Annotated in this window: 13 protein-coding genes; 2 read left to right on the forward strand and 11 right to left on the reverse strand. The window is 36.2% G+C overall.

Translation table 11 applies throughout. From position 1 onward, the window contains the following. Window positions 1-15: 15 nt before the first annotated feature. The 6 genes from BUR19_RS04580 to BUR19_RS04605 form a co-directional block, all read right to left on the reverse strand. Window positions 16-603: a TonB-dependent receptor plug domain-containing protein gene (locus BUR19_RS04580; protein WP_074233717.1), complete on the reverse strand. Its 588-nt coding sequence runs from the start codon at window positions 601-603 to the stop codon at window positions 16-18. A gap of 71 nt (window positions 604-674) precedes the next feature. Then, window positions 675-1,688 (reverse strand): pectate lyase, encoded by a 1,014-nt coding sequence (gene pelA, locus BUR19_RS04585; RefSeq protein WP_074233718.1) that lies wholly within the window; start codon window positions 1,686-1,688, stop codon window positions 675-677. Between the two features lie 84 nt (window positions 1,689-1,772). Continuing rightward, window positions 1,773-2,381, reverse strand: coding sequence for a hypothetical protein (locus tag BUR19_RS04590; RefSeq protein WP_074233719.1), 609 nt, complete (start codon window positions 2,379-2,381; stop codon window positions 1,773-1,775). A 65-nt stretch (window positions 2,382-2,446) separates the two neighbouring features. Next, complete coding sequence (locus BUR19_RS04595) at window positions 2,447-3,205, reverse strand: Rossmann-fold NAD(P)-binding domain-containing protein (RefSeq protein WP_074233720.1); 759 nt, start codon at window positions 3,203-3,205, stop codon at window positions 2,447-2,449. 68 nt (window positions 3,206-3,273) lie between these two features. Continuing rightward, window positions 3,274-3,954 (reverse strand): peptidoglycan DD-metalloendopeptidase family protein, encoded by a 681-nt coding sequence (locus tag BUR19_RS04600; RefSeq protein ID WP_074233721.1) that lies wholly within the window; start codon window positions 3,952-3,954, stop codon window positions 3,274-3,276. Window positions 3,955-4,339: 385 nt separating this feature from the next. Beyond that, the gene (locus tag BUR19_RS04605; RefSeq protein ID WP_074233722.1) at window positions 4,340-4,708 is read right to left on the reverse strand and encodes a hypothetical protein; all 369 of its coding nucleotides are present in this window, start codon (window positions 4,706-4,708) and stop codon (window positions 4,340-4,342) included. Window positions 4,709-4,970: 262 nt separating this feature from the next. Between BUR19_RS04605 and BUR19_RS04610 the strand changes: the two genes are divergently transcribed. After that, window positions 4,971-6,218, forward strand: coding sequence for a PIN domain-containing protein (locus BUR19_RS04610; protein ID WP_074233723.1), 1,248 nt, complete (start codon window positions 4,971-4,973; stop codon window positions 6,216-6,218). A 153-nt stretch (window positions 6,219-6,371) separates the two neighbouring features. On the opposite strand, the gene BUR19_RS04615 is transcribed toward BUR19_RS04610, so the two are convergent. After that, entirely contained in the window at window positions 6,372-8,357 is a 1,986-nt protein-coding gene (locus BUR19_RS04615; protein ID WP_074233724.1) for a urocanate hydratase, read from the reverse strand. Window positions 8,358-8,493: 136 nt separating this feature from the next. On the opposite strand from BUR19_RS04615, the gene BUR19_RS04620 reads away from it, so the two are divergent. Next, window positions 8,494-8,883 carry an acyl-CoA thioesterase gene (locus tag BUR19_RS04620; RefSeq protein WP_074233725.1) on the forward strand — a complete coding sequence of 130 codons (390 nt, stop codon included), beginning with the start codon at window positions 8,494-8,496 and terminating at the stop codon, window positions 8,881-8,883. Window positions 8,884-8,921: 38 nt separating this feature from the next. Here the strand turns inward: BUR19_RS04620 and BUR19_RS04625 are convergent, their stop codons facing one another. From BUR19_RS04625 to BUR19_RS04640, 4 genes are all read right to left on the reverse strand, one after another. Further along, on the reverse strand, window positions 8,922-9,221 hold the full coding sequence (locus BUR19_RS04625; RefSeq protein ID WP_074233726.1) for a hypothetical protein: 300 nt from the start codon (window positions 9,219-9,221) through the stop codon (window positions 8,922-8,924). 63 nt (window positions 9,222-9,284) lie between these two features. Further along, the gene (locus BUR19_RS04630) at window positions 9,285-10,262 is read right to left on the reverse strand and encodes a 2-hydroxyacid dehydrogenase (protein WP_074233727.1); all 978 of its coding nucleotides are present in this window, start codon (window positions 10,260-10,262) and stop codon (window positions 9,285-9,287) included. A gap of 320 nt (window positions 10,263-10,582) precedes the next feature. Further along, window positions 10,583-11,263, reverse strand: coding sequence for a DedA family protein (locus tag BUR19_RS04635; protein WP_074233728.1), 681 nt, complete (start codon window positions 11,261-11,263; stop codon window positions 10,583-10,585). Between the two features lie 91 nt (window positions 11,264-11,354). Beyond that, the gene (locus BUR19_RS04640; protein WP_074233729.1) at window positions 11,355-12,632 is read right to left on the reverse strand and encodes a replication-associated recombination protein A; all 1,278 of its coding nucleotides are present in this window, start codon (window positions 12,630-12,632) and stop codon (window positions 11,355-11,357) included. Window positions 12,633-12,678: the final 46 nt, after the last annotated feature.

Below are 12,678 nucleotides of genomic sequence, written 5' to 3' on the forward strand. Positions count from 1 at the left end.
TTTGAATCTTTAAGATTATTTAGCTTTGCTTTTAATTTTTTTTGAAGTAATTACAACTGCTCCATATTTAGCTTTTTCTCCATAAATTGCTGTTGCTGATTTTTCATCAAGAATCTTAACTGATTCTATATTTTCTTGATTTAGTTTTTTCATTTTATCCTCAGAAATTCTGAAACCGTCTAGAAAAATTCTTGGTTGTGTAGATTCAATATCTTCCTTAGATGGCATACCTAGCCAACCAGAAACCCCAATTGTATCATTCACTTTACGGAGACCGCTAAAACCTTTCTTAAAATCGATTCTTTTTATTTCTTCGTCTGTTTTTAATTCTTGTGCATCTGTGGTATTTGAAAAGGCAACCGTTGCTACTAAACCCATTGCAAATTTTCCGAAAATAGACAATGCTATATTTCTGTTCAGTTGATCATCTCTAAAGTTACCACAAATATTACTGTTCAATTTGATTTCTTGATAAAGTTCTTCATCAGAACTATTGGTGAAATCTCTGACTGTTTTACTGCAAATTTCGCAATATTTGCCTTTTTTGCTCGCCGTCATTGTGTCCCAGTTTTCGTGACACGGTTTTGGAATCGTTAGTTTCATAGTGTTTTTTTTATAGATTAAACTATTGCGATGAAATATGAAATTAAGAAAATAATTTGAATTTCAGAAAATTACTCAGTCAATTGATTCTTTTCCAACCAAATCGGGTAATCTTTTTCAATCAGTTTTTGTGGACTGTCCACAAACCAGCTGTAGCCATTTCTTCTTTCTTCTGAGATATCGTTGTAATTGTATTTGACGCTTCCGTCTCGGTCGCCGAAGATTGGTTTGTTCGTTTCCAAATCATAGAATCTTGCCCAAATGACAGAGTTCTTATCCTCTGCCAAAGTTCTTACAGCTTTGTTATCTTTCTTTACAACGTTGTAGCTGTACCCTTCTATTTTATTGGTTTTGAACCATTGGATTGCAAACTTTACGGCTTTCTCAATCTCAGGAGTCGCAGGTTGCATCATCAAAAATTTAACAATACTTACCGATTCTGCACTTGCCAGTGAAGCGGGTTCAAAAGCTCTTGCTTTTTCTGGTTTCAAAGTGATTTCGTTGTATTGATCTCCCCAGATGGTTGGTTTTCCTTTTTGGACGAACTGCGTTTTCAGGATGCAGTCTATACCTTTTGCAACGGCTGATTGGGATTTAGTCTTTAAATTTTCATCTATAACTTCAAAACCATTTTTGCCTTCCGTAACGTTGTATAAAATGCTCAAAGCATTAATCATTGCATTATCATTATAAGTGATTTGCTTTCGATAGATAGCAGAGTTGGGATAGTATTGAGGGAAACCACCGTTGGCATATTGCATCGTCAGGAGATAGTTGATTCCTTTTTCTGCAGACTTAATGTAGGTAGGATTTTTGGTAGATTCGTAGGCCTTAATGAGGATTGTGATCTCTTTCGTGGTCGCATTGTTGTCTATGGTGGCGTGGTCGTCTCCGGAAGCTTTTATTTTGCTCAACAAGGCTTTGTTGATGGGTAAACTGTAGTCCACCGCCTTTTTGTCCAGCTGCTTTCCCCAACCACCATTAGGCAGTTGATACAACAATACTTTCTCTGCTAAAGTATCTTTTGTCTGTGCGGTACAAGACAACACTGTTAAATTTAGTATCAATAGAAACGTTGATTTCATAAATAATGATTTTGTGCAATCGGTTGCGCTTTGCTAAGATAAAGATATTTGATAATCTAAAGCAGATAAATATGAACGTAAAATTTATTTTTCTTTCCTTTTCAGAGTAATCATTACCGCACCATTTTTCCCTTTTGCACCATATTTGGAAGTAGCGTCTTTGCCTTTTAAAACTTTAAGATTCTTGATGTTATTTGGATCAATCTGCTGAAATTGTTTGTTGGTAATCATTTTTCCCTCTAGAACATATAGTGGTAGATTATTTTCGTTGATGTATAAAGGCTTGCCAAGTCTTAAGGGTGTATCCTGGTCTCTTTGAACAGGTGTTGTTTTAGGACTCGAAATTGGTGCTACTTCTCCTTTGACTTGGACAGGAACATCTGTTTTTGTTGGAGGATTCACCTTAGGTTGCGTTTGTGCCGAAACAATGCCGCCGGAGGTGAGTACAAAGCTAACGGCAAATTTTGCAAACAGAGAATTGAGGAAAGAATAGCTGAGGTTTCTGTCCAGCTGATCGGGGCGGAAACTAGCGCAGATGTTGGGGTTCTCGGTAAGATCCGCCATTATTTCCATATCAGTCGCGGTGGTGAAATCTCTCACACTCTTGGAACAGACTTGGCAGAATCTGCCTTTTTCTTCGGGCGTCATTATCGTCCAGTTTTCGTGACACGGTTTTGGGATAGTAATTTTCATAATAATGCTTTTTAATGTTTAAGATGCACTATTCTGAAAAAGGTTGGAAACCCACTTGCTTTTTTTTACAAATGAAAATATCGCGGATCGGGATATTGAAACTCAAAATCCAATTCCTGAATCAGTTTTGCGGGTGAGATGGTTCTGCCTGTGGTGGCGCGTTCACCATTGTAAGGCAAATCTTTCTGTGCATTGATCACTTCCTCTTTGTTCGGATGAATGGGTGCGACGATATTGTAAACTTTGGATTGAGATTGATTCTCCAACATTTTTTCCACAACACTACAGATATCAGCGTAATGAATATGATTAACCAGCAAATCGAGGTTGGAAATGTTGTAATTCTTGAGAAGCCTTTGATCACCCATTAATCCTGCTAATCTCAGAATATTGGTTTGAGGGAATTTTTCTAAAATGAAATTTTCGCTTTCTACTTCCTGTGTGAGTTGATCGTGTTCGGCAAATTCTTTTTCGGTCTGAAGATAAACGCCAGTCGAACTCATTAAAAACAATTGACCCTTATAATCGCCCAAGAAATTGAGCAGGTTTTGACGTTTGTCATTCATCGGAATCTGCGCACCCCGAAGTCCTGAAAACGGAACGCTGATGATGATGGCATCTAAGTCTTTTGCTACTTCCCACGGTTTCATCTCGGAATCCAATTCGTTCGGGAAACTGGCTAAAGTTGCGTGATAACCTTTGGAGCTCAGGTCTTCGGCTTTGGATGGAGTTGTGGTGGTTGCGAAGATGTGGTATCGGTTTGATAATCTTTCTGCTATGTGATTGCCGAGCCAGCCGAAGCCGATGATTCCTAGGTTTTTCATTAAGTTTATTTATAATTAATTCTGGATGTGTGATTGATTATGAATCTTAAAAATATCATTTGATACTGCTACTCCTTAATCTTCAACAAGAGATTCGGATCCGGGCAATTTTCTTTATAAAAATCGAGATCTTCTGAACTGCAGACGCCGGGATAATCGCCTTTTTTATTTTCTAAATCTTTGATGATCTGAAAATGCAGATGTGGCGCATAATCGCCATTCACAGGCGGTTTTCCGAGTTCGGCAATTTTTTCTCCTTTTTTTAAGGGTTGACCTTCACTTTTTCCATCGAGACTTTCCAAGCTGAGATGACCGTACAGCGTATAAAAAATAATGCCTTCTATTTGGTGTTGAAGAATAATCGTTGGACCATAATCGCCCAGGAAAGTATTGTTTTGAAAACTGTGAACGGTGCCATCCAGAGCACTTAACACAGAAGTTCCTGCTTTGATCCACAAATCCAGACCGAGATGAATGTTTCTCTCTTCTGTATTTTCGGCATTAAAATTTTCACTTCTTTTATACAGATTTCGCCTTTCCAGATAACCGCCAAAAGCTACTTTCGCCTTATTTTCTAATAGATGCTCTTCAATAAATTCTTCAAATTTTTCTGCATTGGTAAGATCCAGATTTAAAGTATCCGTATGCGGAGCCGAGAGATCAATCGCCACATAATCTTTGGTGTCGATGGAAGCGTCAATCACTTTTACGTCGGTTTGCTTTTGGAGAATATCTTCTAATGTGTTCATTATATTTATAAAAAACCAAAGATAGAAAATGTGATTATAATATTTGTAATAGTGATAGAAGTAACAAGTTTTCCTGAGGTTTCCCGCAACTTGCTGGAGACTTCCTGCAATTGCAGGAGGTTAGAAGCAAGGTTTTTGAAACAAAATGCGTTGTGGGAGGTTTGTTTTAAGTTTGTTTGTGAGGGTTTGCAGATGCGGGAGGTTTTGATTTGAAATGGTTTGGGAATAAAATTTTAATTTTTTTTCTCGTTTTAGGGAAACCCTACTCACGCTCGTGTCTCAAGCAAATAATGGGTACGAGCAAGATGTTGGCACCAGCGAGCGGAAATTTTTACAATTTTTGATTTTATTCTATTTAAAAAAAAAAATATTCTTTTAACAAATACTATATGATCTGACTTTGTAATCGCTCAATCAACATCGTAATTATTCTCCGGTTCAATTCTCTGCTATCCGAAACATAGATTTCCATTTCTTCTTCTGTAAACATTCCGATAGTCATTCCAATAAAAATGTTTTTCATTCCTACGTCTTTTTGTAAACTCTGTTGCAGGAAAGTTTTTTTATTTGCTATTGACAGCATGTCAAAATCTGTTTTTTGACGCTTCGCATAATGCATAAAAAGAGTCAGATACAAATCGTTTTGCAATTTTAAAACAGGCCTTAGTGTTTGATTTTGAAAAGTTTCCGAAGGAGTAGTAGCTTCGGAATTAGTAGTGATGAGAGGTGTTCTTAAATCGATTTTAGTGTTCATTGGTGGCTATTAAAAATAAGTTGTTTTAAATGTAGGAAAATATTTCCATTATTATCCTCTGCTAGCGCGAGCTTCAATCTCGTGCATTTATTTATTTGTGGGTACGAGAAGGATGCTCGCAACAGCGGGTGAACATTTTGTATTGAAAAGATATCCAAAAAAATCTTTTGAAATAATAGAATTTTTATAATGTTTGTTTTATATATTTGGCATTAAGGATTGTATAATATAACTAATAACATAGGCTAAATAAACTCACAAAATGGCTGAAGAAAACAAAAAACATTTCATTTACAAGAAACAATTTCCGGAGTGGAAATCAATTTTAGATAGAAAGGGAAAAAAAACAAAAGATATTATTAAGCAAGCAGTTTTCGTATTAGATACAAACTCTTTATTAGCTCCATATAATATTGGTAAAGAAAATATTGAAGAAATTGGTAAAATTTATAAAGATTTGATTTCCAAGAATCGATTATTTATTCCTGAACATACACTTAGAGAATTTGCAAAAAATAGATCACTTAGAATCTCTGATTTATTTACCAATATAGATAATATGTTATCTTCACTTCCTTCAATAAAAAGATTTGAATATCCAATTTTGGGAGAACTAAAATCATATAAAAACCTTGAAGGAACCAGAGAGAAGATAATTGAGAATATTAAAGATTATAAAAAACACCTAAGTGAATTAAAAGAAGATATTACAAATTGGAATTGGACAGATCCATTAACAAAAATGTATCAGGAAACTTTTATCGAGGGGATTATTATTACCACAGCTTTAACTGAAAAGGAATTAATTGAAGAATATAATCAAAGGATTGAAGATGAAATTCCACCTGGAAATAAAGATAAATCAAAGGAAAATAATGGTATAGGAGATTTTTTAATATGGAAAAGTATTTTAGAATTAGGAAAGAAACTTAATAAGGATATTATTTTTATTTCTAACGATGAGAAAAATGATTGGCTTCTAAAAGGCAATAAAAAGTCAATTTCAACGAAATATGAATTAGTAGATGAATACTTTAGATATACTGGTGGGAATAATTTCGTTTCAATTAATTTTAACACATTTTTGGAAAATCAAGGATTAGATATAGATATTAAAGAAGTTTTTAATCAACTTGAAGTATTATTTGAAAAATCTATTCCAACAAAATATACCCTAAAGAACTTAAAGAAAATCAGTGAGGCAATAAATTTATTTTTGATTTATAGAGATAACGATAATAACTACATTAAGGAAAGAGATTTCAACGAGTATGTAAATGGATTTAAAGGTAGTTATAAGCAGGAATATTTTGAAACAGAAGAATGGCTTAATTTAGCTGATTACTTTATTGTTTTTGATGATTTATTAACTGAAATAAGTTATTTAAATAATGAGATAATCTATCAAAATCATCGAATGAAAAAAGATATTAGAAATGATGTAATAAAAATGGTTGCGTTATGTAATGAATTCGTAAAAAGATATTCAAATTTCGAGTCATTGATTTGATTTAGTTATATTATTTAAGATATTAAAATGGGCATAAATTTACAAAATCGAAAACTTTCACCTCTTGTTCTTTAGAGATAAAATATAAAATTTTGAGAAGATTATTTACATAAAAACCTGCCTCACAGCAGGTTTTTCCATATCTAAAAAGTTTTAAAACAAACCCTCATCCACAAAATTCGGCAACGTCACTTTCAAATTTGGTTCCGCTTCCATCGCTCTTTTAATCGCGAAAACTGCGCCTTCATTTCTTGACCAGCTTCGTCGGGATATTCCGTTGTTCACGTCCCAAAAAAGCATTGATTTTAATCTTCTGCCGGCATCATCGCTTCCATCGAGCAACATCCCGAAACCACCGTTGATCACTTCGCCCCAGCCAACGCCACCACCGTTGTGAATACTCACCCAGGTTGCCCCACGGAAACTGTCGCCAATCACATTGTGAATCGCCATATCTGCCGTAAATCTCGACCCGTCATAAATATTGGAAGTCTCTCTGTACGGCGAATCCGTACCCGAAACATCGTGATGGTCTCTTCCCAAAACCACCGCTCCAATTTCTCCGTTGGCAATGGCTTTATTGAAGGCTTCAGCGATTTTCATTCTTCCTTCCGCATCGGCGTACAGAATTCTCGCCTGCGAACCAACGACCAGATTGTTTTCCTGAGCGCCTTTAATCCACGTGATATTGTCTTTCATCTGCTGTTGGATTTCCTCTGGCGAAGTTTTAATCATTTCCTCTAAAACGGCACAGGCAATGTCATCGGTTTTCTGCAAATCTTCCGGTTTTCCGCTGGTACAAACCCAACGGAACGGCCCGAAACCATAATCAAAACACATCGGTCCCATAATATCCTGAACATATGAAGGGTATTTGAACTCCCTTCCAATTGTAGGATTTTTCGACATTACATCAGCTCCGGCTCTGGAAGCTTCGAGTAAAAAGGCATTTCCGTAATCGAAGAAATACGTTCCTTTTGCTGTATGTTTGTTGATAGCGGAAGCGTGCCTTCTCAAGGTTTCCTGAACTTTTTCTTTGAATAATTCAGGGTTTTCTGCCATCATTTTATTGGAATCTTCAAACGAAATTCCGACCGGATAATAACCACCCGCCCAAGGATTGTGAAGCGAAGTCTGGTCTGAACCGATATCGATTCTTAAATTTTCTTCATCAAATTTCTCCCAGATATCGACGATGTTTCCAAGGTAAGCCAAAGAAACCGTTTCCTGATTTCCCTGCGCTTTTCTCACTCTTGCAACCAAATCATCCAGATTTTCGTGGATTTCATTCACCCATTTCTGTTCGTGACGGATTTTTGTAATCTTTGGATTCACTTCTGCAATTACCGTAATACAGCCTGCAATATTTCCGGCTTTTGGCTGAGCTCCGGACATTCCGCCTAAACCAGAAGTGACGAATAATCCGCCTTTTGGTTCTTTATTGATTTTTCTGAAAGCATTCAAAACGGTAATCGTCGTTCCGTGCACAATTCCCTGCGGACCGATGTACATATAAGACCCGGCAGTCATTTGTCCGTACTGAGAAACGCCCAACGCATTGAATTTTTCCCAATCATCCGGCTTGGAATAATTCGGAATCATCATTCCGTTCGTCACCACCACTCTCGGCGCATCTTTGTGCGAAGGAAATAATCCCATCGGATGACCGGAATACATTGTTAATGTCTGTTCGTCTGTCATTTCAGACAGATATTTCATTGTCAAAAGATACTGCGCCCAGTTGCTGAACACCGCACCATTTCCACCGTAAGTAATCAGTTCGTGCGGATGTTGCGCCACGGCATAATCCAGATTGTTCTGAATCATCAGCATAATGGCTTTTGCCTGCTCAGATTTTCCAGGATATTCGGCAATATCTCTGGCTTTCATCTCATAATCGGGACGGAAGCGGTACATATAAATTCTGCCGTATTTTTCCAGTTCATCCCTAAATTCCGGCAATAATTCTGCGTGGAATTTGGGTTCAAAATATCGTAAAGCGTTTTTCAGAGCGAGTTTTTTTTCTTCGTCTGAAAGGATTTCTTTACGTTTCGGTGCGTGGTTGATATTGGGTTCGTATGGTTTTGGTTGAGGTAATTCTGTTGGAATTCCTTGTTGGATTTGTTGTTGGAAAGTCATAGTGAAGTTTCGATTTTCAAAGTTTTAAAGATATTCAATTTGAAAATATCATCAAACGGTTTCTGATAAATTGATATCACTTATATTTGCAGCTTCAAAAAATGATTCCAGTACACAACTTTAAAGCTATCAAGAAATGAATTACGAAGACAAAATCCAGCAATCGGAAACGCGTGTTTTCAAAGTGGTTTTCCCAAATACTACGAATCACCACAATACAATGTTCGGAGGAAAAGTAATGGAAATGATGGATGAGGTGGCTTTTATGACCGCCACTCGTTTTGCCAGAAAATCCTTTGTAACGGTAAGTTGTGATAGAATTGATTTTAAAAAACCGATTCCTGCAGATACTTTGGTAGAATTGATTGGAAAAGTAAAATATGTTGGGAATACCAGCGTAAAAGTCAATATCGAAATATTCATCGAGGAAATGTATGCTGACACTCGCGAAAAAGCGGTTTCAGGAGATTTTACTCTTGTCGCTATTGATGAAAATAAAAAGCCAGCAAGAATCTTTGAAAACTAGAAATAAAAAAGCTTACTGTATTCAGTAAGCTTTTGTTTTTATTCGATGAGGTCTTCGTTTTGTTCTTCGTGGTCATCTTCGTTGTCGCTTTGACTGTAATAATTATTTTCTTCGTCGGGCAACTGATCGTTGATCTGTTCAAAATTATCATCATCTTCTGCACCTGGAATATCTAGTCCGAAAGGCATTTCGTCATTCACTTGACTTGGATCATTGATGGGATTTCCGTCGCCATCCAAAGGAACGTGGTCTTCGCGGTTAAAGATATCTTCGCCGGGATTGTAATCCATTTCTCTCAACTTTCTGTTTTGCTCGTTAATGTTATCTTCTGGTGTCATAATATTTTGATTTTAGTTACCACAACCAAGACAAATATGATTCCAAGCTGAGAATTTTAAGAATTAATTTTCATAAACTTCGGAATTGACACAAGTTGGCATTTTTTCGCCTTTTGAAAAAGCAACTACATTTTCTGCTGCCAATCTTGCCATTCCGTTTCGGGCTTCTATGGTTGCGGAACCAATATGTGGAAGAACACAAACATTCGGGAGTTGGAGTAATGGGTTTTCATTACTCATTGGTTCTGGATTAGTAACGTCTAAACCTGCTCCCCATATTTTTCCTGATTCTAATGCTTCGAACAGATCTTTTTCATTGTGGAAACCACCTCGTGCTGTATTGATGAAAATCAAATTCGGTTTCATTTTTTCGAATGTTTCTTTATTGAAAGTATCAGCTTGTTCTGACGTATAATTAGCGTGAATACTGATAATATCTGACTCTTTCACTAATTCATCAAAAGTGACATATTTTGCTTCGAGTTCTTTCTCGGCTTGTTCATTATGACTTCTGTTATGATATATGATATTCATTCTGAAAGCGGCTTTGCATTTTTCTGCTATTTCGAATCCGATTCTTCCTAAACCAAAAACGCCTAACGTCTTTCCATATAATTCCTGTCCGAGCTCTTCCAGCGCATCAAAGTCTTTCCAGTTTCCGGATTTTACCTTTTCGATGTTGTAATTGACTTTTCTGGAAACCATTTGCATTAATAAAAAAGCGACATCCGAAGTAGCTCTGCTCAGAACATCTGGTGTATTTCCAATTGGGATTTTTCGTTTTGTAGCTTCTGCAATGTCTACTTGGTCAAAACCTACTGAGAATAGTGCAATGGCTTTTAGATTGGGGCAGTTGTCGAAAAATTCTTTGTTATATTTATTTTTTCCGCCAACATTTAGAATGATGTCTGCTTGTTTGCTGTTTTCCAGCCATTCTTCGCGTGATGGATTTTCGGTTTCAAGTGTTATAATTTCCAGATTGTTTTCTTTTAAAATATCAATTCCGATTTGTGGAATTCTCTTGTTGATGAATACTTTCATTTTTGAATTTATTAATAATAATTATTTCTTTTTTATTAATGCTAAAATTTAATACAAAGCTCACAAGGTTTTTATTTAACTGTATGTTTTTAGGTTCACGAAGGCGCTTCTATTATAAAAGGTTTTAAACACCGAATTACATGCAGCCCGGCCTGAGTGGAGCTCTTTTTCTTTTTCTATAAAAAAGAAAAAAGCGGGAACGGAGGACGGATAGAGCTGCCCAAACCTAAAAAATGGTTCAGCATAGTCAAATTTTAAAAATGCAAAAACCGGAAATGACTTCCGGTTTCTATATATTGTCTGATATTGATAATCAAAAATTATTCCTGTGTTGGTCTTTCTTTGTCTTTTGAGAAAAAGAATTTGATAATAATTGGCAATGTGGTGACCAAAACGATAATTAGGATGATGATTTCCAGTTTTTTCTTAAGGTCGATTCCAAACTGATCCATAAATAATTTGTCCAGATAATGTCCTGCATAAATCATTGTGAATGACCAAAGTATTGCTCCTATAACATTGTAAAAGAAGAATTTTGGTTTGCTCATTTTTACAATTCCTGCTACGATAGGCGAGAAGGTTCTCACGATTGGTAAGAATCTCGATAAAATAACTGCTACAGCGCCGTGTTCTTCGAAGAAATCGTGGGCTTTAAACAAATATTTTTTCTTGAAAAAGAATGAGTCTTTTCTCTCGTACAACAATGGTCCGCTTTTGTAACCAAACCAATAACCAATCTCGTTTCCAATAATTGCTGCAATAGCAACTGCGGTTGCTAAAATAGTAGTATCCAGAAAATCTGAACCTGTGGAACCAAAAGTGGTATCAATGATTTGAACGGCGTAAATCCCGGAAATGAAAAGTAAACTGTCGCCCGGTAAAAAGAAACCTACAAACAGCCCGGTTTCTGCAAAAATGATGAATAAAATAAGCCAAAACCCACCTAGTTTGATGTAAAATTCTGGGTTCAGTAAGTCTTTCCAACTCTCGAAGTGTTCCATAGATATATGTCTTCAGCAAATATATTAAAAGCAATCTGAAATAATTGGTTTAAAATAAATTTTTAGGATTATTTAACGTAAACCACGATGTTTAGTAATATTTGTCACCCCATTTGTCTTTGAGTTGTTCCTTGATTTTTTTCTCTGTAGAATTGTTCGCAGGTTGATAAAATGCTGTGCCTTTGATGTCGTCTGGTAGAAATTCTAAATCTACAAAGTTGCCTTCATAAGAATGCGCATATTGATAATCTTTGCCATAATCCAGATTTTTCATCATCCTGGTTGGCGCATTTCTGAGATGAAGCGGAACGGGAAGATTTCCGGTTTTCTTGACGAAAGCCATCGCTTCGTTGATGGCATTGTAAGTTGAATTACTTTTCGGAGAAACGGCGAGATAAACAGCTGTTTCACTTAAAATAATTCTGGCTTCCGGATTTCCGATAACGTTGATGGCCTGGAAGCAATTGTTTGCTATTACTAATGCATTTGGATTGGCTAATCCAATGTCTTCTGCTGCGAGAATCATCATTCTTCTTGCAATGAATTTGATATCTTCGCCACCAACCAACATTCTGGCTAACCAATAAACGGCGCCATTGGGATCAGAGCCTCGCATTGATTTGATGAATGCCGAAATGATATCATAATGCTGTTCACCGTTTTTATCATACAAAGCCATATTTTCCTGCAGAACAGAAAGAACATCTTTGTTGGATATTTTATTTTTCTTCGCTGATTTGAATTGATTCAGAACCAACTCTACAGAATTAATCAATTTCCTTGCATCACCTCCGGAATATTGAATAAATGCTTCTTTTTCTTCAAGGAAGAATTTAGTATTGTTGAGTTCATTGTATTTGGAAACAGAAATGTCAGCGAGTTCTTCCAGCTTTTCAAAAGTCAAAGCTTTCAAAATATAAACTTGCGAACGAGATAACAAAGCAGAAACCACTTCGAAACTAGGATTTTCTGTTGTAGCACCAATCAGAACAATCCAGCCTTTTTCAACGGCGTGAAGCAAAGAATCCTGTTGAGACTTGTTGAATCTGTGAATTTCATCAATGAAAAGAATTGGACTTTTTCCAGAAAAAAGATTTTGCTTTTTGGCTTCATCTATAATATCTCGTACATCTTTCACACCAGAAGAAACTGCAGATAATTTGTAAAATTTTCTTCCAGATTTTTCAGAAATAATTTCTGCCAAAGTCGTTTTCCCTGTTCCCGGTGGTCCCCAAAAAATGAGAGAATTAATGGTGTCATTATCCACCATTCTTTTGATGGTTCCATTTTTTCCTGTAAGGTGTTCTTGTCCTAAAACATCATCCAAAGTTTTCGGACGCAGAATTTCGGCAAGTGGAGAATTGTTCATATTTCAAAATTACGGAATTAAAAGACTTTTCTGCAAATGATAACTC

This window comes from Epilithonimonas zeae (assembly GCF_900141765.1).
In the GTDB taxonomy this organism is placed as follows: Bacteria; Bacteroidota; Bacteroidia; order Flavobacteriales; family Weeksellaceae; genus Epilithonimonas; species Epilithonimonas zeae.

Coding starts and splice junctions, on each gene's coding strand:
- BUR19_RS04635 (WP_074233728.1), bottom strand. CDS start 11,263: ATGGAACACTTCGAGAGTTGGAAAGACTTACTGAACCCAGAATTTTAC.
- BUR19_RS04630 (WP_074233727.1), bottom strand. CDS start 10,262: ATGAAAGTATTCATCAACAAGAGAATTCCACAAATCGGAATTGATATT.
- BUR19_RS04615 (WP_074233724.1), bottom strand. CDS start 8,357: ATGACTTTCCAACAACAAATCCAACAAGGAATTCCAACAGAATTACCT.
- BUR19_RS04590 (WP_074233719.1), bottom strand. CDS start 2,381: ATGAAAATTACTATCCCAAAACCGTGTCACGAAAACTGGACGATAATG.
- BUR19_RS04605 (WP_074233722.1), bottom strand. CDS start 4,708: ATGAACACTAAAATCGATTTAAGAACACCTCTCATCACTACTAATTCC.
- BUR19_RS04640 (WP_074233729.1), bottom strand. CDS start 12,632: ATGAACAATTCTCCACTTGCCGAAATTCTGCGTCCGAAAACTTTGGAT.
- BUR19_RS04620 (WP_074233725.1), top strand. CDS start 8,494: ATGAATTACGAAGACAAAATCCAGCAATCGGAAACGCGTGTTTTCAAA.
- pelA (WP_074233718.1), bottom strand. CDS start 1,688: ATGAAATCAACGTTTCTATTGATACTAAATTTAACAGTGTTGTCTTGT.
- BUR19_RS04610 (WP_074233723.1), top strand. CDS start 4,971: ATGGCTGAAGAAAACAAAAAACATTTCATTTACAAGAAACAATTTCCG.
- BUR19_RS04600 (WP_074233721.1), bottom strand. CDS start 3,954: ATGAACACATTAGAAGATATTCTCCAAAAGCAAACCGACGTAAAAGTG.
- BUR19_RS04595 (WP_074233720.1), bottom strand. CDS start 3,205: ATGAAAAACCTAGGAATCATCGGCTTCGGCTGGCTCGGCAATCACATA.
- BUR19_RS04625 (WP_074233726.1), bottom strand. CDS start 9,221: ATGACACCAGAAGATAACATTAACGAGCAAAACAGAAAGTTGAGAGAA.
- BUR19_RS04580 (WP_074233717.1), bottom strand. CDS start 603: ATGAAACTAACGATTCCAAAACCGTGTCACGAAAACTGGGACACAATG.